Source organism: Deinococcus aquiradiocola, from assembly GCF_014646915.1.
In the GTDB taxonomy this organism is placed as follows: domain Bacteria; phylum Deinococcota; class Deinococci; order Deinococcales; family Deinococcaceae; genus Deinococcus; species Deinococcus aquiradiocola.
The window spans coordinates 108,303-130,523 of record NZ_BMOE01000009.1; the positions used below are offsets into that span (position 1 = coordinate 108,303).

25 protein-coding genes are annotated in these 22,221 nt (G+C 69.9%); 17 read left to right on the forward strand and 8 right to left on the reverse strand.

Features of this window, described 5'->3' with window-relative positions; translation table 11 throughout:
• Nucleotides 1–113: 113 nt before the first annotated feature.
• Both IEY33_RS13200 and IEY33_RS13205 read right to left on the reverse strand, forming a co-directional pair.
• Nucleotides 114–347, reverse strand: coding sequence for a heavy-metal-associated domain-containing protein (locus tag IEY33_RS13200; protein ID WP_188963749.1), 234 nt, complete (start codon nt 345–347; stop codon nt 114–116).
• A gap of 91 nt (nt 348–438) precedes the next feature.
• Complete coding sequence (locus IEY33_RS13205) at nt 439–972, reverse strand: DUF1999 domain-containing protein (RefSeq protein ID WP_188963750.1); 534 nt, start codon at nt 970–972, stop codon at nt 439–441.
• 191 nt (nt 973–1,163) lie between these two features.
• Here IEY33_RS13205 and IEY33_RS13210 point away from each other — a divergent pair, with 191 nt between their 5' ends.
• The 15 genes from IEY33_RS13210 (at nt 1,164) to IEY33_RS13280 (ending at nt 14,622) form a co-directional block, all read left to right on the forward strand.
• A complete protein-coding gene (locus IEY33_RS13210) occupies nt 1,164–1,595 on the forward strand; it encodes a hypothetical protein (protein WP_188963751.1) in 432 nt (143 codons plus the stop codon).
• Entirely contained in the window at nt 1,592–2,248 is a 657-nt protein-coding gene (gene pth / locus IEY33_RS13215) for an aminoacyl-tRNA hydrolase (RefSeq protein ID WP_188963752.1), read from the forward strand. The genes IEY33_RS13210 and pth overlap by 4 nt, the downstream gene beginning before the upstream one ends.
• A 114-nt stretch (nt 2,249–2,362) precedes the next feature.
• Nucleotides 2,363–2,923 (forward strand): DUF4126 domain-containing protein, encoded by a 561-nt coding sequence (locus IEY33_RS13220; protein ID WP_188963753.1) that lies wholly within the window; start codon nt 2,363–2,365, stop codon nt 2,921–2,923.
• A gap of 363 nt (nt 2,924–3,286) precedes the next feature.
• The gene (locus IEY33_RS13225) at nt 3,287–3,664 is read left to right on the forward strand and encodes a P-II family nitrogen regulator (protein ID WP_188963754.1); all 378 of its coding nucleotides are present in this window, start codon (nt 3,287–3,289) and stop codon (nt 3,662–3,664) included.
• Nucleotides 3,665–3,710: 46 nt separating this feature from the next.
• A complete protein-coding gene (locus IEY33_RS13230) occupies nt 3,711–5,069 on the forward strand; it encodes an ammonium transporter (protein ID WP_306415615.1) in 1,359 nt (452 codons plus the stop codon).
• Nucleotides 5,070–5,180: 111 nt separating this feature from the next.
• Nucleotides 5,181–5,555: a P-II family nitrogen regulator gene (locus IEY33_RS13235; protein ID WP_188963755.1), complete on the forward strand. Its 375-nt coding sequence runs from the start codon at nt 5,181–5,183 to the stop codon at nt 5,553–5,555.
• A gap of 351 nt (nt 5,556–5,906) precedes the next feature.
• A complete protein-coding gene (locus tag IEY33_RS13240) occupies nt 5,907–6,224 on the forward strand; it encodes a V-type ATPase subunit subunit G family protein (protein WP_229671006.1) in 318 nt (105 codons plus the stop codon).
• Entirely contained in the window at nt 6,221–8,269 is a 2,049-nt protein-coding gene (locus tag IEY33_RS13245) for a V-type ATPase 116kDa subunit family protein (protein ID WP_229671007.1), read from the forward strand. The genes IEY33_RS13240 and IEY33_RS13245 overlap by 4 nt, the downstream gene beginning before the upstream one ends.
• A 73-nt stretch (nt 8,270–8,342) precedes the next feature.
• Nucleotides 8,343–8,648, forward strand: a complete 306-nt coding sequence (locus IEY33_RS13250; RefSeq protein ID WP_188963756.1) for an ATP synthase subunit C-like protein — start codon at nt 8,343–8,345, stop codon at nt 8,646–8,648.
• Nucleotides 8,649–8,657: 9 nt separating this feature from the next.
• On the forward strand, nt 8,658–9,227 hold the full coding sequence (locus IEY33_RS13255) for a V-type ATP synthase subunit E (protein WP_188963757.1): 570 nt from the start codon (nt 8,658–8,660) through the stop codon (nt 9,225–9,227).
• Nucleotides 9,228–9,237: 10 nt separating this feature from the next.
• A complete protein-coding gene (locus IEY33_RS13260; protein ID WP_188963758.1) occupies nt 9,238–10,215 on the forward strand; it encodes a V-type ATPase subunit in 978 nt (325 codons plus the stop codon).
• Nucleotides 10,208–10,546 (forward strand): V-type ATP synthase subunit F, encoded by a 339-nt coding sequence (locus IEY33_RS13265; protein ID WP_188963759.1) that lies wholly within the window; start codon nt 10,208–10,210, stop codon nt 10,544–10,546. The genes IEY33_RS13260 and IEY33_RS13265 overlap by 8 nt, the downstream gene beginning before the upstream one ends.
• A 151-nt stretch (nt 10,547–10,697) precedes the next feature.
• Nucleotides 10,698–12,455, forward strand: coding sequence for a V-type ATP synthase subunit A (locus IEY33_RS13270; protein ID WP_188963760.1), 1,758 nt, complete (start codon nt 10,698–10,700; stop codon nt 12,453–12,455).
• The gene (locus IEY33_RS13275; protein WP_188963761.1) at nt 12,452–13,861 is read left to right on the forward strand and encodes a V-type ATP synthase subunit B; all 1,410 of its coding nucleotides are present in this window, start codon (nt 12,452–12,454) and stop codon (nt 13,859–13,861) included. The genes IEY33_RS13270 and IEY33_RS13275 overlap by 4 nt, the downstream gene beginning before the upstream one ends.
• Before the next feature lie 80 nt (nt 13,862–13,941).
• On the forward strand, nt 13,942–14,622 hold the full coding sequence (locus tag IEY33_RS13280) for a V-type ATP synthase subunit D (protein ID WP_188963762.1): 681 nt from the start codon (nt 13,942–13,944) through the stop codon (nt 14,620–14,622).
• Between the two features lie 44 nt (nt 14,623–14,666).
• Here IEY33_RS13280 and IEY33_RS13285 read toward each other — a convergent pair whose 3' ends face one another.
• The gene (locus IEY33_RS13285; protein WP_229671008.1) at nt 14,667–15,308 is read right to left on the reverse strand and encodes an HD domain-containing protein; all 642 of its coding nucleotides are present in this window, start codon (nt 15,306–15,308) and stop codon (nt 14,667–14,669) included.
• Nucleotides 15,309–15,322: 14 nt separating this feature from the next.
• Nucleotides 15,323–16,252: a nucleoside hydrolase gene (locus IEY33_RS13290; protein WP_188963763.1), complete on the reverse strand. Its 930-nt coding sequence runs from the start codon at nt 16,250–16,252 to the stop codon at nt 15,323–15,325.
• Nucleotides 16,253–16,338: 86 nt separating this feature from the next.
• On the opposite strand from IEY33_RS13290, the gene IEY33_RS13295 reads away from it, so the two are divergent.
• On the forward strand, nt 16,339–17,472 hold the full coding sequence (locus tag IEY33_RS13295; RefSeq protein ID WP_188963764.1) for a hypothetical protein: 1,134 nt from the start codon (nt 16,339–16,341) through the stop codon (nt 17,470–17,472).
• 44 nt (nt 17,473–17,516) lie between these two features.
• The gene (locus tag IEY33_RS13300) at nt 17,517–17,693 is read left to right on the forward strand and encodes a hypothetical protein (protein WP_188963765.1); all 177 of its coding nucleotides are present in this window, start codon (nt 17,517–17,519) and stop codon (nt 17,691–17,693) included.
• A gap of 124 nt (nt 17,694–17,817) precedes the next feature.
• Here the strand turns inward: IEY33_RS13300 and IEY33_RS13305 are convergent, their stop codons facing one another.
• The 4 genes from IEY33_RS13305 to ybiA form a co-directional block, all read right to left on the reverse strand.
• Entirely contained in the window at nt 17,818–20,040 is a 2,223-nt protein-coding gene (locus IEY33_RS13305; protein ID WP_188963766.1) for a tetratricopeptide repeat protein, read from the reverse strand.
• A gap of 125 nt (nt 20,041–20,165) precedes the next feature.
• Nucleotides 20,166–21,173 carry an AAA family ATPase gene (locus IEY33_RS13310; RefSeq protein WP_188963767.1) on the reverse strand — a complete coding sequence of 336 codons (1,008 nt, stop codon included), beginning with the start codon at nt 21,171–21,173 and terminating at the stop codon, nt 20,166–20,168.
• Entirely contained in the window at nt 21,166–21,756 is a 591-nt protein-coding gene (locus tag IEY33_RS13315; protein WP_229671009.1) for a nicotinamide mononucleotide transporter family protein, read from the reverse strand. Before IEY33_RS13315 ends, IEY33_RS13310 begins: the two co-directional genes overlap by 8 nt.
• Nucleotides 21,753–22,196 (reverse strand): riboflavin biosynthesis intermediates N-glycosidase, encoded by a 444-nt coding sequence (ybiA, locus tag IEY33_RS13320; RefSeq protein WP_188963768.1) that lies wholly within the window; start codon nt 22,194–22,196, stop codon nt 21,753–21,755. The genes IEY33_RS13315 and ybiA overlap by 4 nt, the downstream gene beginning before the upstream one ends.
• Between the last annotated feature and the right edge of the window lie 25 nt (nt 22,197–22,221).

A 22,221-nucleotide genomic window follows, 5' to 3' on the forward strand; every position in this document is an offset into this window, starting at 1 on the left:
CGCGTGCCACTCCGGCGCGGTGTTGCCCGGCGTGCGGTTCGTTCAGCGGCTCAGTAGCAGAGGAGGGGCGGGCCACCTGCACGGGTGAGCCGTCCCTCCTTCGCTGGGGTGCCTTACAGCATGCCGGCCAGGAAGCCCTGCTGGCGCACCGTCCGGATCAGGTCCATGACGGTGTGGCGGCTGGGGTCGTAGTGCACCTCGATCTGACCGTCGTCGGGCGTGGCTTTCAGGACGCCGTCCATCTGCAGGAGCGTTTCCGCGACCCGCAGACCGGCGGCCTTGTCCATGCCGCGCACGCCGATGAGGGTTCTGATGGATTTGGAGGGAGGGGTGCTGGCCTGGGTCATGAGTCCATGATGATACCGGAACTCTGACAGGCTCCTTGCATTTGCGTGCCGCGCCGTCTTCACGGACCCCCACGGTCCGGGCGGGCGCGCGTCAGCGGCGTCCGGCGTCGGTGTACCCGCCGCCCCGCAGGCGCTCGCCGGGCGCGGTGTCCTGACGGCTGCCCAGGTGGTGCACGGCGTAGCGGCCCGTCACGTGGCTGCCTTCCGCCTCGCCGGCCGCGTGCAGCAGCGGCGTGAGCGGGTAGTGCACCTCGTACACGGCGGCGTCGTAGGCGCTCTTGATGACGGCGTGCAGGAGTCCGGCGGCGGTGCGGCCCTCGTCTTCCGAGCCGGGCCTCACCAGGCAGGCCGTGACGAGAATGATGGGCTTGTCGCCCATCCAGACGCTCTGCGCGAAGATCAGGCCCGTCAGCTGGCCGCTGTCCTCACTGCCCTGCACGCGCTCCTCGGAGATGAAGCTGTGTTCGCTGCGCAGGTAGAAGCGCAGGGCGGGCAGGCTGGTGCGCAGGCGGCCCTCCTGCTCGCGTTCCGGCAGGGTGGGCCAGGCGGGGTCCTGCGCCTGCACCTGCCGGTCCAGGTCACTCATCGCCTCGAAATCGTCCTCGGTAAATACGCGGTAACGCATGCCTTCACCCTAGAGCATTTCGGGGTGGACGGCGGGTCCCGTGGCGGGCGGTTCGGGCGGGTTTCGTGTGTTGGCCCGCAGTCCGGGGGCGACGTGCTGCCGCTGGTGGGCGGGGGCCGGAGCGGGAGTCCCAACGATTGGCAAAACGTGGGGGGCGGGTGCGTTCACGCGCCTCCTTTAGACTGTCGTTCATGAGTGCTTCTTCCGTCCGTCCGCAACTGGTGGCGCTGGCCACGGCCCTGCGTCACTTTCATTCGGCCCTGCTCGACGTCGCCAAGTCCGACCACGAGTTCCGCGAGGGCCGCATCGAGGGGCCGTTCGCGCTGTACAGCCTCGTCATGAACCACCCGAACTTCCAGTGGCTGCGGCCCCTGAGCGGCCTGATGGCGACGCTCGACGAGGTGATCGACAGCAAGGAGGCCCTCACGCAGCGCAACCTGCTGGACGTGCAGCAGGCGCTCGGTCTGCTGATGGGCGGACTCGACACGAACTTCGCGGACTTCCGTGCCGGGTACGCGCGCGCCGCGGCCGACCCCAAGGTGCGGGAGACGGAGGCACGCTGGCGGGCGCTGATCGCGGAGCAGGGCGGGTCGGCCGAGGTGCCGGGCACGCTCGACGCGTGAAGCTGATCGCCGGGCTCGGCAATCCGGGCACGCAGTTCGCGCGCACGCGGCACAACGTCGGCTGGCTGGTCCTCGACGAGCTGGCGCGCCGGGCGGGCGTGCCGTGGTCGAAAGCCACGAATGCCGAGACGGCGGAACTGCGTCTGGGCACGGAGAAGGTGCTGCTGGTGAAGCCGCAGACCATGATGAACGCGAGCGGACGGGCCGTGCAGCCGCTCATGGCGTACTTCAGGCTGGAGCCTGCCGATCTGCTCGTGGCTCAGGACGATCTGGACAGTCCGTTCGGGCTGCTGCGCCTGCGGCACGGCGGGCGGCACGGTGGGCAGAACGGCGTGCGGGACATCATCGCGCGGCTGGGCGAGGAGGGCTTCGACCGCCTGAAGATCGGCATCAGTCGTCCACCTGCCGGGCGCAACCCGGCCGACTGGGTGCTGAGCCGCTGGGCGGAGGACGAGGCGACGACGCTCGCGCAGCTCGTGACGCTGGGCGCGGACGCGGCGACGCTGTGGGCGACGCAGGGGCTCGCGGAGGCGCAGGGCAGGTACAACGGGACGGACCTGCGCCCCGCCCCCCCATCGCCACCCGCACCGGCGGTGCAGGCGGTCACACCCGCCGCCGCGCCGGGCCGTTCCGACCCGGAACCGTCCGCCTGAGCGTGCGGCGGCGCGGGCCAGCCCCGTCCGCGTGATTTGCTGACGTCGCCCTGACCGCCGGGGGGACCGTGGCGGGGGATGGTGCGCGGGCACGGCGTCCCTTACGCTGAGGGCATGGAATCCTTCCTGATGCCGCTCCTGTCGGGCCTGGGCCTGTCGGGGGCCGCCGGTCTGAACGCGTACATCCCGCTGCTGCTGGTCGGGCTGCTGGAACGGGCCGGGGTGACGCACCTCGCGCAGCCCTTCGACCTGCTGGCGAACCCGTGGGTGCTGCTGGGCGTGGCAGTGCTGGGCGCGCTGGATTTCGTGGGCGACAAGATTCCCGGCGTGGATCACGCGCTGCACGTGTTCGGCGGTGTGGTCAACGCGGGCGCGGGCGCGCTGCTGTTCGCCAGTCAGCACGGCGTGGCGGGGCACCTGGATCCGGCGCTGGCGGCGGTGCTGGGGCTGGTGGTGGCGGGCGGCGTGCAGGCCACGCGGACGGTGCTGCGGCCCGTCTCGACAGGCGCGACGGCGGGCCTGGGCAACCCGGTCGTGTCGAGCGTCGAGGACGGCAGTTCGCTGCTGCTGAGCGTGCTGGCGGTGTTCGCGCCGGTCGTGGCGGTGGTGCTGCTCGTGCTGCTGCTGGTGCTGGCGTGGCGCGCGCTCGCCAGCGTGAGGCGACGCTGGGCGTGAAGCCGGACGTGCCGGAACCCGCGTGAGCGCGGGCGGTGGGGGAGAGGGGCGGACCTGAAGGTGGGGTCCGCTCCTCTCCTCTTGTGGTCCTCCTGTGGCCTGGGTGCCTGCCCGGCAGAAACGGTGGGTGCATTCGGGTGCGCGGTGGTCGAAATTCTGCAAACAAGGCGCATTTTCCTCCTGACTTCAGGCTCGGCTGCCCAAAAATTCTGCAATTTGTACCGTCACTTCTAGTCAAATGTCCATTTCTGAATTGACAGTGTGTAAGACCTTCAGCTACCGTGAGGGCAGTCCGGCCGTGCGCCGCACCCTCGCCATACCGGCGTCGGGCAGCCACGGGATGGAGCGGGAGGAGGCCCAGACATGAAACTGATCACGGCAGTCGTGCGACCCGAGCGCGTACAGCAGGTCAAGGAAGCGCTGTTCCAGGCGGGCATCAGCGGCCTGACCCTCACCAAGGTCAGCGGCCACGGCGGCGAGCAGGAAGTCGTCGAGCACTACCGCGGCACCCGCGTGATGGTGGAGTTCCGCGAGAAGGTCGAGTTCAAGATGGCCGTCTCCGAACCGTTCGTGGAGGTCGCCATCCAGGCCATCCAGAAGGGCGCGCGGACCGGCGAGGTCGGCGACGGCAAGATCTTCGTGCAGACGCTCGACCGCGTCGTCCGCATCCGCACCGGCGAGATGGACAACGCCGCGCTCACGCCCGTCACGCAGACCAACACCACGCCCGTCCCGGTCTGAAGTCCCCGGCCTGAAGTTCACGCTGCGCCCCACCCAGGAGACACCGATGCTGAACCTGTCATCCGTCCGCCCCCAGGCTGCCCACCGCCTCCTCCCGCTGGCCGTCGCCAGCCTCGGCCTGGCCTCCGCGCAGGCCGCGACCCCCAAGCTCGACACGGGCGACACGGCCTTCATGCTCGTGTCGGCCGCCCTCGTGATGCTCATGACGCCCGGCCTCGCCTTCTTCTACGGCGGCATGGTGCGCAGCAAGAGCGTCCTGAACACCATGATGATGAGCTTCATCGCGCTCGCCATCGTGGGCGTGCTGTGGGCCGTGATCGGCTACACCGTCGCGTTCGGCGCGGGCGGCAACACCATCGTCGGCAGCCTCGTGAACCTGGGCCTCAAGGGCACCACCGGCCCGAACGCCCTGACCGGCACCATCCCCACCCCGGTCTTCGTGGCGTTCCAGGCGATGTTCGCGATCATCGCGCCCGCCCTCATTTCCGGCTCCGTGGTGGACCGCATGCGCTTCGGCGCGTTCGCGCTGTTCGTGGCGCTCTGGAGCCTGCTGATCTACTCGCCGCTCGCGCACTGGGTGTGGAGCAGTGACGGCTGGCTCTTCAAGAAGGGCGTGCTGGACTTCGCGGGCGGCACCGTCATCCACATCGCGGCGGGCGTGTCGGGCCTCGTGGCGGCCCTCGTGATCGGGCCGCGGATGCCCATGACGCGCCGCGCCACCCTGCCGCACAACGTGCCCTTCGTGCTGCTCGGCGCGGCCCTGCTGTGGTTCGGCTGGTTCGGCTTCAACGCCGGGTCCGCGCTGGGCGCCAACTACATCGCCGCGAACGCCTTCATGACCACCAACACCGCCACCGCCGCCGCGCTGCTCGGCTGGCTCGCGTGGGAACTGCTGCGCGGCCAGAAGCCCACCGCGGTCGGCGCGGCGACCGGCGCGGTCGTGGGCCTCGTCGCCATCACGCCCGCCTGCGGGTTCGTGAGCCCCATGGCGTCCGTCGTGATCGGCCTCGTCGCGGCCAGCGCGAGCTTCTGGGCGGTGCAGCTCAAGACGCGCTTCAGACTGGACGACGCGCTCGACGTGTTCGCCTGCCACGGCGTGGCCGGCATCGTGGGCGCCCTGCTGACCGGCGTGTTCGCCAGCAAGTACGTCAACCAGACCATCGCGGGCGGCGTCGTGGACGGCAACTGGGCGCAGCTCGGCACGCAGGCGGTCGGCGTGGTCGTCACCCTGCTGTTCGTGGGCATCGGCAGCTTCATCCTGCTGAAGCTGATCGGTCTGGTGATGCCGCTGCGCGTCACGGAACGCCAGGAGACGGTCGGCATCGATCTCGTCTCCCACGAGGAAGAAGGTTACCGCGAGGCGGAAAGCAGCCTGAGCGCGCCTGTCATGCTCGGCGGCGACTGAATTTCACGCCCCTGAACGCGGCCCGGTCCTCTCGACCGGGCCGCGCTTCGTTGGGGCGTGCGGGCAAGACAGGCGGGCTGCGCGACCGCCCGGATGCTCTATGCTCGCGGTATGAAACTCATCACGGCGGTCGTGCGGCCCGAGCGCGTGCAGCAGGTCAAGGAAGCGCTGTTCCAGGCGGGCATCAGCGGCCTGACCCTCTCGCGCGTCAGTGGTCACGGCGGTGAGCAGGAGGTCGTCGAGCACTACCGCGGCACCCGCGTGATGGTGGAGTTCCACGAGAAGGTCGAGTTCAAGATGGCCGTCTCCGAACCCTTCGTGGAGATCGCCGTGCAGGCCATCTTGCAGGGCGCGCGGACCGGCGAGGTCGGCGACGGCAAGATTTTCGTGCAGTCGCTGGACCGCGTGATCCGCATCCGGACAGGCGAGGAGGACAACGCAGCCCTCACGCCCGTCACCGAGACGCAGCTGAACCCGCAGCGGTGACGCGTACACGCCGTCCGCTGAGCGCATCTATAGGCTGTTCTCATCTAGACAGCAGAAAGTAAAGGCCCGACGCGCCCTGCACGCCCCCCACCGCCCCTCCCACGCCCCTGACACCGCACGCCTACCCTGTCTCCCAGAGGGGGAACACGGCCCGGTCGGGATGCTTGTCCCGTTCTGCAGCAGGAAAAGCCTGTGGTAACATAACGCCGAGCTTGACATTAACGGTTCGTCGGGCATCACCAATTTCTGTGAATCCCGAACACCACGCCCCTGGGGCGCGGTGTCTTGATGCACGGAGCCACAACAGCCTGGACCAGGGACAGCCTGCACCACCAGGAAAGGAGGGAGAATTTGGACGCTTCAAGTCGAGTCCTGAGTGAACTTGCCGCCCGTGAGCAGGCGCTGGACGCCAAGATCGAGGCCGCCCGCACTGCCGCTCAGCAGCAGGTGCAGGCCGCCGAGGCCCAGGCGGCACAGATTCTGAAGGACGCCGAGGGACGCATTCAGGCCATGACGGCCGCGCACGAACTGGAGGTGGACGGCGAAGTACAGGCCATCCGCAGCCAGGCTCAGACGCAGGCCAGCACGCAGGCGCAGGCCACCCGTGACCGTGCCGAAGGCAAGCTGCAGCAGGCCATCGAAACCATCATGAGGGCGGTGCTGCCTTGATCAACCAGATGCAGCAGGTGGTGGTGGCGGGCCGTCAACGCGACAGCCGCGCCATCATGCAAGCCCTTCAGACGGCGGGCGTGCTGCACATCGTTCCGGTCGACACCTCCAGCCACGCCTCCGCCGGCGCGTTCCAGACCGGACCGCTCGGCGGGGCCGCCGCCGACGAACGCCGCGAGACCGAACGTCTCCTGGCGCGCACCGAGAGCAGCCTCGCGCAGATCGGCGTGCCGAAAGACACGACCCGTTCCGCGCTGCTGCCCGAGGACCAGTGGGCCGCGCTCGTCGAGTCGGTCGCCACCCCGGCCGCCGCCCTCGAGGACCGCGAGGCGGCGCTCCGCAGCGACCTGGACGCCCGGCGCACCTATGGTGATGTGGTGTCGGTGCTGTCCAAGCTGGCGTCCCGCCTGGACGAACGCCCCCGCTTCGCGGTGCTGTCCCTGACCACCGAGAAGCCCGAGGAACTCCAGGCGGCCGACGCGGCCCTGCGTGCCGAACTCAAGGACCGTTACGCCCTGAGCAGCGCCCCCGTGCGCGATGGCCTGAACGCCGTGGTGGTGGCCGTGCTGGCCGCCGACCGCGAACGTGCCCGCAGCGCCCTCAGCAAGGCCCGCCTCGGCGAGCTGCGCCTCCCCGGCCGCTTCGAGCGCCTCCCGCTCGCGTCGGTCGCGCAGGAGTTCGACCGGATCGGCAGCGGCAGCGACGCCGCCCTGAACGACGTGCAGGCCCAGAAGAAGCGCCTCGCCGACCAGCACGGCCCCGCCCTGCTGAGCGTGCGTGACGCCCTCGCGGACCGCGTCGCCATCGATGACGCCCGTGCCCAGACGGCGCGCGGCAAGTACGGCTTCGTGCTGCAGGGCTACGTGCCCGTGGACCGCGTGGACGGCATGAAGGCCGCCCTCTCGCCCTTCGGCAACAGCGTCCTCACCGAACTGAGCGCCGTGGACGAGCACCACAATGCGGGCGCCATCCCGGTGCAGCTGAAGAACAACGACTACACCCGGAACTTCGAGTTCATGCTCAACATCTCCGACCCGCCCCGCTACGGGACCTTCGATCCCAGCTGGGTGGTGGCGTTCTTCTTCCCGATCTTCTTCGGCTTCATCGTCGCGGACATCGGCTTCGGCGCGCTGTTCCTCGGCGTCGCCATCTACATGCTCGGCAAGAGCCGGCGCGGCGAGAGCATGCCCGTCAACCTGCTGGGCCTGACGCTCGACCCCGCCACGCTGTACCAGGTGGGATACGTGCTGCGCACCATGAGCCTCTGGAGCATCCTGTTCGGCGCGCTCACCGGTGAGTTCTTCGGGAACATCCTCGAGAAACTGCACGTCTTCTACGTTGACCCCGGCATCATCAAGAGCCTGTGGGGCGTCACCCTGACCGGCGAGGAGCACGCCACCGGGATCTTCCCGATCCTGCTGCCGCGCGTCCTGCCGGAATTCTCCAACACCCTGATGGTCATCTGCCTCCTGATCGGCATCGTGTTCGTGCTGTGGAGCTGGGCGCTGCGCCTGCAGCTGTCCTTCAAGCACAAGCACATGCACCACTTCTGGGAAGCGCTCGGCATGCTGGGCGGCCTGGTGGGCCTCATCTGCCTCGCCTTCGTGTCCCGCGCGGGCCGCGACTTCGGCGCGCTCGGCAACTTCAGCGACTGGCGCGTGGACCTGATGATCGTCGGCTTCGTGGTGTTCGTGGTCGGCCTGATCATGTCCCGCGCGGTCCTGATGCTCATCGAGATCCTCTCGCAGGGCGGCAGCATCATCAGCTTCACGCGTCTCTTCGCGGTCGGCGTGGCCGCCGCGATCCTCGCGAACCTCGCCACGGACCTCGGCTGGAGCCTGGGCGGCACGCTGCCCGTCATCGGCCCGATCCTCGGCATCCTGGTCGGCCTGCTCGTCCACACCTTCCTGTTCGTCCTGACCATCCTCGGTCACGTGATGCAGCCCATCCGACTGATGTGGGTCGAGTACCTCAACCCGACCGGCTTCTACCAGGAGAACGGCATCCGCTACAACCCCTTCGCCCGTGTCAGCCTCCGCAAGTAAACGCACGCTGACCCGCCTCACCCACCATCTCGTTCGGACCAGTCCCGGTTCACCCCAATTCCGGAGGAATCCCATGAAGAACATCACCAAGTACCTGCCCGCCGCCGCCGCCCTCGCCACCGCCGCCGTCAGCTCCGACGCCTTCGCGCAGGCCGCGACCGGCACCACCACCAGCGACGTGGGCCTCAAGGCCATCGGCGCGGGCCTCGCCCTCGGCCTCGGCGCCGTCGGCACTGGCCTCGCCCAGGGCCCCATCGGTGCGGCCGCCGCGGGCGTCACCGCCGAGCGTCCCGAGAAGTTCGGTCAGATGGCCATCTGGTTCTTCATTCCCGAAACCCTGGTGATCTTCGGCTTCGTCGGCTTCTTCCTCCTCAAGTAAGGCGCGATCATGAGCCTTGCAGAGATTCTGGAACAGGAAGTCCAGGGCGAGATCACAGCCATCCAGCAGCAGGCCGCGCAGAAGGCCGCCGAGATCGTCGCCCAGGCGCAGGAACGCGCCCAGAGCATGATCGAGAGCCGCACGCGCCTCCTCGCCAGCGAGAAGGCCGCCGCGCTCACCCGCGCCCGCAGCGCCGCCGACCTCGACGGCAACGCCCAGCAGCTGAACGCCGCCAACACCCTCCAGAGCCGCGCCTTCGTGCAGGCTGAAGGGCAGCTGAAGGCCATCCCGCAGCACCCCGAGTACCCGCAGATCCTGGCCCGACTGATCCAGGAAGCCCACGCCGCGCTGCCCAGCGCCGACGCCATCGAAGCCAACCCGGCCGAAGTGGACGCCGTGCGTCAGGCCACGCAGACCCTGGGCCTGCCCCTCGAGGTCCGCCCCAACAGCAGCGTCGCCACCGGCGTGCGCCTCGTGGGTGCGGGCGGCAAGACCAGCGTTCAGAACACCCTGATCGGCCGACTCCAGGCCGGACGGGAGACCCTGAGCGCCCAGGTGTCACGCCTGCTCAACGAGTAAAGGGGGGACCATGAACAACCCCTACGGATACATCAACGGACGCATCCGCATGATGCGGGTCGAGCTGCTCGAAAGCCGCTCGCTGGACGAAGTGCAGAACGCGGCCAGCTACAGCGACTACCTGCGTCAGCTGTCCGAGACCAGCCTCCGCGAGGACCTCGGCGAGGCCACCGCGCAGGGCGCGGGCCTCGGCCAGCTCGACGAGGCGCTCAGCCGCAACTACCTGCGCAGCGTCCAGAAGCTCCGCAGCATCGTGACCGGCCAGCCCGCCCAGGAAGTCGAGGCGCTGCTGCTCCGCTACGACCTGCAGAACATCAAGACCCTCGTGCGCGGCATCCTCACCGGACGCAACGCAGACGACATCGTGGGCGGCCTCATCCCGGCCGGCACGGTTCCCTGGGTCACGCTGCAGGGCGCCGCCCAGAGCACCGACGTGCCCTCGCTCGCCCAGACGCTCTCCGTCGCGGGCGGCAAGCTCGGCGGCGTGCTCCGCACTGCCGTCAGCGGCGGCGCGAACAGCATGCTGGACCTAGAAGTCGCGCTCGACCAGGGCTACTACCGTACGGTGCTGGCCGGGGTGCGCGGCGCCGCCGTCCGCCGGTACTTCACCCGCGAGATCGACGTGCGCAACCTGCTGATCGCCCGGCAGATGCGCGGCACCGCCAGCAGCAACCGGTACTTCATTCCCGGTGGCCGCGACGTGACCGAAGCCGACTTCCTGCGTATCGCGGGCGGCGACAACGGCACCGTGCCGGACCTCGCCCCGATCCTCGAAGCGGCGGACCTCGGCACGGCCGAAGCCATCGCCCGCCGGATGCTGAACGAGTCGGCCCGCAACGTCGCCATGAGCGACCCGCTCGGACCGGGCGTCGCCCTCGACTACCTGCGCCGCAAGGAACAGGAAATCGCGCGGCTGCGCCTCACGGGACGCGCCAAGTACTACGGGCTGAGCCGTGACGAACTGCAGAAGGAGCTCGCTGATGGCTGACCACACGCAGAAGGTCGTGGTCCTGACCGACGCCGAAAGCGCCACCGGATTCCGGCTGGCCGGCAGCGAAGTCGTGGACACCACGCCCGAACAGGCCGTCGCCGAACTGGAACGCATGGTCACGCAGGGCAACTACGGCCTGATCGCCATCGACCAGTCCCTGATCGCCGACCCGGCCAAGGCCGTCGAACGCGCCATGCGCGGCCGCGACCTGCCGATCCTGCTGCCCATCCCCAGCCTGCAGGACGCGTTCTCCAGCGACACCGTGGACGCCAAGGCGTACATGGGCAAACTGGTCCGCGACACCATCGGCTTCGACATCAAGCTCTAAGCTGACCCCACCCCCGTCCGCCCGCCCGTACGTCAGCCACCTCCCCAGGGAACCCTGACCGCCCCTCGCCGGGACACCGGGCGCGGACGGAAGGCCAGCCGCAACACCCATCTCTTCGGAACGCTCCCCACGGGAGCGCAAGGAGCACCACATGACTCAGAACACCCAGGGCAAGGCGGGGATCGTCGAGCGCATCGCCGGTCCCGCCGTGATTGCCCGCAACATGTACGGGGCCAAGATGTACGACCTCGTGCGCGTGGGCCAGGAACGCCTCGTCGGCGAGATCATCCGCCTCGACGGCGACACCGCCTTCGTGCAGGTCTACGAGGACACCTCCGGCCTCACGGTCGGCGAGCCGGTCGTCAGCACCGGCCTGCCCCTCAGCGTCGAACTCGGGCCGGGCATGCTGAACGGCATCTACGACGGCATCCAGCGCCCCCTCGACAAGATCCGCGAGCAGTCCGGCGACTTCATCGCGCGCGGCATCGAAGTCTCCAGCCTCGACCGCACCAAGGTCTGGAACTTCACGCCCAGCGTCAAGGCTGGCGACGACGTCAGCGGCAGCGCCATCCTCGGCACCGTGCCGGAGTTCAGCTTCACGCACAAGATCCTCACGCCGCCCGACAAGGCCGGCAAGATCAAGTGGATCGTCCCGGCCGGTGAGTACAACATCGACCAGACGATCGCCGAACTCGAAGACGGCACGCAGCTGCGCCTCGCGCACTACTGGCCCGTCCGCGCGGCCCGCCCCGTCTCCCTGAAGAAGGACCCCTCGCTGCCCTTCCTGACCGGCATGCGCATCCTCGACGTGCTGTTCCCCCTCGTGATGGGCGGAGCGGCCGCCATCCCCGGCCCGTTCGGGTCCGGCAAGACCGTCACGCAGCAGAGCGTGGCGAAGTACGGCAACGCCGACATCGTGGTGTACGTCGGCTGCGGCGAGCGCGGCAACGAGATGACCGACGTGCTCGTGGAGTTCCCGGAACTGGAAGACCCCAAGACCGGCAACCCCCTCATGCAGCGCACCATCCTGATCGCCAACACCAGCAACATGCCGGTGGCGGCCCGCGAAGCCAGCGTGTACACCGGCATCACCCTCGCCGAGTACTTCCGCGACCAGGGCTACAGCGTGTCCCTGATGGCCGACAGCACCAGCCGCTGGGCCGAGGCGCTCCGCGAGATCAGCTCCCGCCTCGAAGAAATGCCCGCAGAAGAAGGCTACCCGCCGTACCTGTCGGCCCGCCTCGCGGCCTTCTACGAGCGTGCCGGAGCGGTCCGCACGTTGAGCGGTGAAGACGGCGCCGTGTCCGTCATCGGCGCGGTCAGCCCCGCCGGCGGCGACATGTCCGAACCCGTCACGCAGGCCACCCTGCGCATCACGGGCGCCTTCTGGCGTCTGGACGCCGGCCTCGCCCGCCGCCGTCACTTCCCCGCCATCAACTGGAACGGCAGCTACAGCCTGTTCACGCCCATCCTCGACGGCTGGTACCGCAAGAACGTCGCCTCCGACTTCCCCGAACTGCGCCAGCGCCTCCAGAACGTCCTCCAGGAAGAGGCCGCCCTGCAGGAAGTCGTGCAGCTCGTCGGTCCCGACGCCCTGCAGGACAACGAACGCCTCACCATCGAGGCGGGACGTATGCTGCGCCAGGACTTCCTGCAGCAGAACGGCTTCGACGCCGTCGACGCCAGCGCCAGCATGCCCAAGAACTACGGCCTCATGAAGAGCATGCTGAAGTTCTACGACGTGGCCGGAGTCGCCCTGAAGGACGGCGCCACCATCGACGACATCATCCAGTCGCCCGTGATCGAGAAACTCTCCCGCGCCCGCTACGTGTCCGAGACCGACTTCCCGGCCTACAACGACGCGCTGCTCGCGGAGCTCGACACCACCTTCAAGGGAGTGAAAGCGTGACCCTGCTGCAGAAGGAATACAACGACGTCGCGTACATCTCCGGGCCGCTGCTGTTCGTCAACAGCGCGTCGGACCTCGCGTACAACGCCATCGTCAACATCAAGGACGGCTCAGGCCGCGTCCGTGGCGGTCAGGTCATCGAAGTCAGCGATGAGCACGCCGTCATCCAGATCTTCGAGGACACCCGTGGCCTCGACCTCGCCACCGCCAGCGTCAGCCTCGTCGAAGACGTCGCCCGCCTCGGCGTCAGCAAGGAAATGATCGGCCGCCGCTTCGACGGCCTGGGCCGCCCCATCGACGGGCTGCCCGCCGTGGTCGCCGAGAAGCGCCTCAGCATCAACGGTCAGGCGATGAACCCCGCCAGCCGCGCGAAGCCCGAGGAGTTCATCCAGACCGGCATCAGCACCATCGACGTCAACACCAGCCTCATCCGCGGCCAGAAGCTCCCGATCTTCTCCGGCTCGGGCCTCCCGCACAACGAGCTCGCCGCGCAGATCGCCCGTCAGGCGAAGGTGCCCGGCCACGAAGGCGATTTCGCCGTCGTGTTCGCCGCGATGGGTCTCACGCAGCGCGAAGTCAGCTTCTTCACGCAGGAGTTTGAACGCACCGGCGCGCTCGCCCGTTCGGTCCTCTTCCTGAACAAGGCCGACGATCCCACCGTGGAACGCATCCTGACGCCCCGCATGGCGCTCACGACCGCCGAGTACCTCGCCTTCGAGCACGGCTACCACGTCCTCGTGATCCTGACCGACCTGACGAACTACTGCGAAGCGCTCCGCGAGATCGGCGGCGCCCGCGAAGAGATCCCCGGACGGCGCGGCTTCCCCGGCTACATGTACACCGACCTCGCGTCCCTCTACGAGCGCGCGGGCGTGGTGGAAGGCAAGCCCGGCTCGGTCACGCAGATCCCGATCCTGTCCATGCCCGACGACGACATCACGCACCCCATCCCCGACCTGACCGGCTACATCACCGAAGGTCAGATCGTGGTGGACCGTGGCCTGAACGCCAAGGGCATCTTCCCGCCCATCAACCCCCTGCCCAGCCTGTCCCGACTCCAGGGCAACGGCATCGGCAAGGGCAAGACGCGCGCCGACCACAAGAACGTCTCGGACCAGCTGTTCGCCGCGTACGCCAACGGCCTCGACCTGCGCAAGCTCGTCGCGATCACCGGTGAAGACGCCCTCAGCGACACCGACAAGCTCTTCCTGCGCTTCGCGGACGACTTCGAGAACTACTTCATCGGGCAGGGTGGCCAGGACCGCAGCATCGACGAGAGCCTCACCGTCGCCTGGGGCATCCTCAGCAAACTCCCCCAGAGCCAGCTGACCCGCCTCAGCAAGGACACCATCGACAAGTACTACGGCACCAAGATCGACGAGATGTGGAAGGGCAACCGCATCTGAGGCCCCCGGCCGTGGACCCACCCGGTTCACGGCCACCTCAGCGGCCCGCCCCCCACCCCACCGGAAGGAGGTGAACACACATGGCAGAACAGATCAGCCCCACCCGCAGCGCCATGCTGGCGAGCAAAGCCAGCCTCAAGACCGCCAGCAGCGGCGCGGACCTCCTCAAGCGCAAACGTGACGCCCTCATCGGCGAGTTCTTCGCGCTCGTCAAGGACGCCCTCGCCGCCCGCGAGGAACTCAGCGGCGTGAGCAAGGGCGCGTACGTGTCCCTGTTCGGCGCGAAGTCCTGGGACAGCCCCGAAGCGGTCGAGAGCCTCTCGCTCGCCCAGGGCGGCGAGTACAGCATCGACATGCAGATCGAGAGCATCTACGGCGTCAAGGTCCCCAAGATCGCGATTCCCGAGCAGACGCGCGCGGAATTCAGCCCGATCAACGTCGGGTCCCGCACCATCCAGGCCGCCTCGGACTTCCAGGGCGTCATGGGCGCCCTGGTCAAGGTCGCCGCGACCGAAACGAAACTGCGCCGCATCGGCGAGGAGATCAAGAAGACCTCCCGCCGCGTGAACGCGCTCGAACAGGTCGTCATTCCCGGCATTCAGGCCGACATCCGCTTCATTCGCGGCGTGCTCGACCAGCGTGAACGCGAGGAAAGCTTCCGACTCAAGAAGATCAAGGCCAAGCTGGAAGGCGAAGCCGAGAAGGAAAAGAAGGAACGCCAGAACGCCCAGGCGGGCCTGCACGGCAGCGCCGCAGACTGAGCCTCACGCGGCAACGAAGACGGGTCCATGCGGCCCGTCTTTTTTCATGCCTGCGGGGCACGGGAACGCAGCAGCGCGTCCCAGCGGTCCTGCGCGTCCACCTCGTCCCGCGCCCCGGCGAGGACCGTCACGGCCGCCTGCAGGTGAGTGCGCGCCCCGCCCTCTAGGCCCGAGAATTCCGGCGTGACGTACACCGCCCGCCCCAGGAAGCCCTCCAGCACCCGCGTCCGCCCGGCCTGGTACGCGGGCCACGGCACGAACCGGTACTCGGCCCGGATGGCCCGCTCGTACGCCCAGAAGGCCGCGTCCGGCGCGCCGAACACGCCGAGGTCGGCGTCCACCAGCAGGGCCGCCGCGCGGTCGGTGGGTGGTGCCCGGTGCTCCGTCTCCACGATCAGGCGGCGCACCTCGGCCACCAGTTCACCCTCTGCCCCCTGCGACTCCAGCCACGCCCCGAACCGTTCGGCGCTCCTGGCCTCGCTGTCCGTCCCGCGCGCGTCGTAGATCAGGTCATGGCCCCATACGGCCAGCCCCAGCGTGTCCGTCAGGACGCCCCGCTCCGCCAGGGCGTCCAGCATCGCCTGAACGTGCGCCGCCGTGTGGTATGCCCGTCCCGCCTCCGCGTAGAACGGCAGGCAGAAGGCCGGAGCGAGCCGCAGCAGCCGCCCGGCGTCCTGCCCGGTCATCCCGGCCGCCCCGCTCATCCCAACCGCCCGCCAAGCAGCGCCCAGACGCCGTCCTCGTCCGCCTCCACCGCCAGCCGCACGTTCGCCGCGCCGTCCGCGCGGACCGTCATGCCGCTGCCTTCCGTGTCGTCCGCCACGACCTGCAGGTGCGCGTCCTCCAGCCGGAACAGGTCCGGGCGGACCGCGTACGCCACCGTGCACGGATCGTGCAGCGCCCCCACCCGCTGATCCCGCCGCTCGATCAGGTCGAGGTACCCGTTCAGCATGTCGGCACTCAGGCGCGCGGCGGGCGTCCCGGCTGCCGCCAGGGTCGCCGTGCGCTCCCGCGTGACGCGCACCTGCCGCGTGAGGTTCAGGCCGAACAGCACGGGCCGCGCGCCGCTCTCCAGCACCACGCGCAGCGCGTGCGGGTCTGCGAACGCGTTGAACTCCGCGTACGGCGTGACGTTCCCGAGCTTCGGCGCGCCCACGTCCACGCTGCCGCCCATGACGATCACCTCGCGCAGACCGCGCAGGAACCCGGGCCGCAGCCGTTCCGCCAGAGCGAGGTTCGTGACGGGACCGGTCGCGCAGACGCTCAGGTCCGGCCCCACCCCGTCCGCCAGGGCCAGCAGGGCGAGCGCCGCGTGCAGCGCTCCCACCGGGACGGGCGAGCGTGGCAGGTCCGAGCCGCCCAGCCCGCCCTGCCCGTGAATTTCCGGCGCGTACACCGCCGCCCGCACGAGCGGCCCGGCCGCGCCCGCATACACCGGCACGTCCGCCCGCCCCGCGAACTGCAGCAGGTCGAGGGCGTTGCGGGTGGTGCTGGCGAGCGACACGTTGCCGTGCGTGGTCGTCACGGCCCGCAGGTCCAGGTCCGGGCTGTGCAGCGCGAGCAGGAGGGCCACGGCGTCGTCCGTGCCGGGATCGCAGTCGTGGACGATGGGTCGGGGGAGGGAAGTCACGCGTCCAGTGTACGTGCCCGCCCGGCACGCGCCGCCGGGCCGGACCTGCCTGCCCGCCCGCAGGCGAGGCGTGCCACACTGCAGGCATGACCCACCCGCCCGGTGATCCCTGGAACCCGCCGCCCCTCCCAGACGACCGCCCGGCCGACCGCCCGGCCGACCACGTGGCCGGGGGCGCCCCCGTCACGTGGACCGCCCCGGCCCCCGACCCGGAAGTGCTGCGCGCGCGACTGACCCGCAGCACCTCCCTGCTCGGCCGGGGCCTGAACGTCCTCGCGGCCCTGACCATGGTGGGCGGCGCGGTCAGTGCCCTGAGCCTGACGTTCGGCGGGCGGGCCGCCCTGGCGCTCCTCCCGGCCGCCGCGCAGGACCGCGCGGGCACGGCGACCGCCCTGCTGAGCGTGGCGGGCCTCCTGACGCTCGCGCTGACCGGCGTGTACGCCAGCGTGATCCGCTGGGCGCGTGAACTGCTCACGCGTCTCGGGGAATGGGTGCACGCACCGGACGCACAGCCACCGGACGCACAGACGCCCGCCCCGGACGCCCCGCGCATGGAACGCCTGCGGCGCACCCTGGCAGGCTGGCTGGTGTTCAGCCAGTGGGGAAACGCGCTCGGCGTCCTGCTGAGCCCACTCCTCATCCCCTTCACCACGCGCCTCACCGAACGGCTGCTGGACGCCTCGGACCCGGCCCTCACGGACGGCCTGGTGACCGGGCCGGGCCTCATCGCGTACCAGACGGTGAGCGGCGTCGTGTCCGGCATCCCGGTCGCCGTCATCACCTGGCTGATCCTGGGCACCGTGCTGCGCTTCATGAACGTCGCCGTGCAGCGCGCACGAGGCATGCAGGGACCGCCACTCGCGCGCACCGCGCAGCTCGCCGGGCAGTGGTTCCTGCTGAGCATGATCCTGCTCGGCTTCCTCGCCCTGAACCTGCTGATCGTGCTGGCCCTCGTGCTCTTCCTGACGATCGCCCTGAACAGCGGCGCCATGAGCGACTCGCTCTCCTTCCTCACCCCGCAGGTGAGGGCCGCGCTCGTCTGGCTGCCCGGCGTGCTGCTCGGCCTGTGCCTGTACGGCCTCGGCGTGTACCTCCTGCTGTTCCTGCTGCTGATGTGGTCCCGCACGTACGCCAGCAGCCTCGCCGCCCTGCTCGACGCGCGCCCCGTCCCGGCCCCCCAGGCGGAGAGCGACCGGCCCGCAACTCTGAACGGCCCTTAAGCCGACCCGAGCCCGCCCGCCGCCGAACGGGCGTACGCTGCGTCATGACCGCAACAGACAGGAGCGAGCACGATCCAGGCGAACCGTCCAGCATCGTCATCTCCGGCCTGGACGGCCCCGAATACGCGGACGGCGAGGCCAACATCAGCCCCACCGACGAGGCCGTGCAGCGTCTCCAGTCGCAACGCGAACGCGGCGAACCCGAAGACGAGGACGGCTGACACAGGCTCACCCTGAAGCGGGCGTTTTCCGGAAACCGCACGGACCACGCACCCCACCAGCCCCACAGAGAAGCGCCCCGGGATCATGTCTTCCCGGGGCGCGGTCTCGTTCAGGCGAGGGCCGTCACTTCCCGAGCGTCTTCAGTTCCGCACGCGCCGCATCGTCCCCGTTCGCGGCCGCCTTCCTGAACCACTCGGCGGCCACCTTCAGGTCCTTCTTCACGCCCGTCCCCGACCGGAACATCCGGCCCAGCTGCGTCTGCGCCGGACCGTACTCCTGCGCCGCCGCCTTCTGGAACAGCGTCAGGGCCGCCTTCGGGTCCTTCTTCACGCCGCGCCCCTGCAGGTACAGCACGCCCAGGTGCGTCCGGGCCGCCGCGCTCCCTGCGTCCGCCGCCTTGCGGTACCAGGACGCGGCGACCGCGTCGTCACGCTTCACGCCCTCGCCGTGCTCGTACATGTACCCCACATTGTCCTGCCCGGTCGGGCTGCCCGCGTCCGCCGCGCGGCGGTACAGTGCCAGCGCCTGCGCGTAATCGCGTTTCACGCCCTGCCCCGCCTCGTACAGGTCGCCCAGGTGGTTCATGGCGGACGTGTTCCCCTGATCCGCCGCCCGGCGGTACCAGTCGGCAGCGGCGCGCGTGTCGGCCTTCACGCCGTACCCGCCCTCATACACGTACCCCACGGCGTTCTGCGCGCGGGCGTTGCCCTGGTCTGCCGCCAGCCGGAACCACTTCAGGGCCTCGGCGTTGTCCTCGCGGACGCCGTCACCGTAGAAGTACAGGTAACCGAGCGCCACCTGCGCGCGCGCGTTCCCCTGATCGGCCGCCTTGCGGTACCACGTCGCGGCACGTGCGGCGTCCGCCTTCACGCCCTCGCCGTTCTCGTACACGAGGCCCAGGTCGTACTGCGCGGCCGCGTACCCCTGATCCGCCGCCTGCTGGTACCACAGGAGCGCCTGCGCCTCGTCCTTCCGGACGCCCAGCCCCTCCGAGTACATCTGCCCCAGCCGGTCCTGGCCGCGCGCGCTGCCCTGGTCCGCTGCCCGGCGGTACCACTGCAGGGCCTGCACGTTGTCCTGCTTCACGCCCGTCCCTTCACGGTACGCGTCCCCCAGGTACGACTGCGCCGTCGCGTTCCCCTGCTCTGCCGCCGCACGGTACAGGCCCGCCGCGCGCGAGTCGCTCTGCGTCACGCCGCGCCCCAGCTCGTATATCAGGCCCAAGCTCAGCTGCCCTGCCGCGTCTCCCTGGTCGGCCGCCTTCTGGTACCACGCGGCCGCCTGCACGTCGTCCGCCTTCACGCCGCCCTGCCCGGCCCGGTAGAAGTCGCCCACGTATACCTGCCCGCGCGCGCTGCCCTGATCGGCCGCCCGGCGGTACCACTGCAGGGCCGCCACGTCGTCCCGGCCGACGCCGCGCCCCGTCTCGTACATGACGCCCAGACTCACCTGCGCGCGCGCGTCCCCCTGATCCGCCGCCTGCCGGTACAGTGACACGGCCCGCCCCTCGTCCTTCGGGACGCCCAGGCCCGCCTCGTACAGGTACCCGAGGCTCACCTGCCCGCTCGCGTCGCCCTGCGCGGCGGCCCGGCCGTACAGGTCCGCCGCGCGCGCCGGGTCGGCCTTCACGCCCAGGCCCGCCTCGTACAGGTAGCCCAGGCTCACCTGCCCGTACGCGCTCCCCGCGTCCGCCGCCTGCAGGTACAGTTCACGCGCCCGCACCACGTCCTTCTTCACGCCGTACCCGTACTCGTACAGCAGGCCCAGGTCCACCTGCGCCGTCGCGTACCCCTGCGTGGCCGCCTGCCCGTACAGTGCCGCCGCGCGCGAAGGGTCGGCCTTCACGCCGAACCCGTTCTCGTACATGTACCCCAGGAAATCCTGCCCGTACGCCGAGCCGCCCTCCGCGGCCGCCTGCATCAGCTGCACGCCGCGCGGCACGTCCACCGCCACGCCCAGCCCGTACACGTACAGGCGACCCAGGCAGTAACTCGCGTCCGCGTTCCCCTGCGCCTGCGCCTTCCCGCACCACGACAACGCCAGCGCCGCGTCCTGCGCCATGCCCTCCCCGAACATCGCCATGCGACCCAGGTAGAACTGCGCGACCGGCTCGCCCATCTCCGCGCGCGGCGTGAAGATCGCCAGCGCTCCCACGAAATCCCCGCGCAGGTACGCGGCCACGCCACTGTCCGCAGACGACAGCCCGGACGCGGGCGCCCCCGACACAGGCGCAGGTGCAGGTGCAGACACGGGCAGAACGGACGGCAGGGCGGGCGAACCCTGCAGGGCAGACCCCTGCCCGGCCAGCAACACGGTCACGACGACGGCGGAACGGAATGAATTCATGTATGACTCCTGCAGGGTCCGGCCGGTATGGCCGGACCCGGAACTGATTTCCGACCAAGTATGCCCGCCCCACCCGCACCGCAGGCGCTCACCTGCGCCCGCAACCGCTCAGGCGCCCGCACCGCTCAGGACCGCAGTGCGGCCCGCACCTGTGCGATGCGCTCCTGCACGCTGCCGTGCAGCACGGTGAACGGCACGCGGCGCGTGGCGAGGTCCTGCCGGATGAAGGCCTGCTGCACGGCGCGCACCTCGGTGTTCGCGCGCCACCCGTCCTGCTCGTGCGGGAGGTCCGTACCGCACACGAAGGCGTGCGCGTACCGCATCCTGCACTCGTCCGCCAGCGCGTGCAGTTCCGGGCGGGCCGTGCCGGTCAGCAGGTGCGACCACATCAGGGTCGTGGCGGCGTCCGTGTCGCTGAACACCCACTCGCGCACGCCCGGCGACACGATCGCCTCGTCCTCCAGCGCCCGGTGCCCCCGCGCGATCTCCAGGAAGTGCTCGGGCGTCAGCGCGCCGCGCTCGCGCTCGTACACGTCCCGCCCGTACTCCCGCACCCACGCGGTCCCGAAGTCCTCGCCCAGCGCCCGCGTCAGGGTGCTCTTGCCGGTGCTCTCCGCACCCAGGATCACCACGCGCCGAACGAACTGCGCGTACACCACGGGATCCAGAAACGCCCGCAGGCCGTGCACGTCCGCCCGCAATGCCGTGCCACTGACCGGCACGGCCTCCCGCGCCCGGTCCACGCACACGTGCGCCGCGCCCAGCGACGCCGCGAACGCCTCCCCGTACCCCTCGGACGTGAACACCGCGTCCGGACGCACGCTCCAGCCGTCCAGCACGCCGCGCACGTACGCGCGGTGCACGGCGTCCGGCTCGTCGTTCAGTGGCGGATTCGGGGCGTCCGGCAGCAGGTCCAGGCCCGGAAACAGCCGCGCCGGGTACAGCGCCCGAATCCAGCCGCGCCGCAGCGGACCGGGCATCTCCGGGAAGTCCGGGCGGGAGTAAACCCACACGCTCACACGCTCACACTGCTCAAGCGCCGCGTCCAGCAGCAGCATGTGCCCCCGGTGCAGCGGCGCGAACTTTCCCACGATCAGGCCGTGCCGGAACCGCCCCCTGTGAACGTCAGGCAAACGCGACCTCCCGCCGCTCGTCCCGCCGCCACTCGCGCCAGCCGACCACGCTCATGGCCGCCAGCACGAACTGCAGCCCGAACAGCACCCAGTACCCCGCATGCCAGAAGTACGCCGCCTGCACCGCATTCACCGCGATCCACACCGGCCACGACCACGTCCAGCGGCGCGTCGTCCCGAAATTCGCGACCAGCGACAACGTCACCGCCACGAACTGCACCCAGTTCCACCCCGCGCCGAAGTCCGTGACCGCCACCGTGTACGCGAAGATCGCGAGGCTCGCCACCCACGTCACCCCGTACCACGGCCCCTCACGGAACGGCACACCCCGCTCCGCCCGCTGCCGCTCCAGATGCCACAGGTACAGGCCATGCACCCCGAACAGCAGGTACGTCACCTGCAACCCCGCCAGCATCCACTGCCCGCCCGCCACGAACAGCAGGAAATAAGGCAGCAGCGACAGGTTGCTCCAGTGCCAGTACACGCTGGACTTCGCCCACAAAAAGTACAGACTCACCAGCACGCACACGCCGCCCGACAGGTCCAGCACCAGCGGCGGGATACTCAGGCCGAACACGTTCACGGTCCCTCCCGCAGCGCCGCGCGCAACTCCACCAGCAGCTCACCCAGGCGGTTGCGGCCCGAACCGTCCCCGCCGTCCGCCCAGTACGCGTCGTTCCGCGTGTGCTCCACGATCACCGCGTCCCCCGTACCCAGCAGCAGCGCACGCAACGCCGGGTGCTGCGTGAACTTGGCACGCAGGGCCACGCTCATCACGTCGTCCTTCACGGCGTCCCAGTCCGCCCGGAACGGCAGGTCACGCCGCCGCCCCATCTGCGCGGCCAGCATCGGCGTCGGCTGCGCCCGCACCCCCTCCACGTGCGGGCTGCCCGCGAACTTCTGGGCCTGGAAGTAGTGCTCGGTGGTCGGCCACGTCACGCCGTCCAGATCGACAGGATGCCGACTGAAATTACTGAACTCGCCGTAAGGTTTGTCCGTCGCATAGAACAGAATCTGGCTCATCGTTGTCGCTCCTGCAGACTCTCGG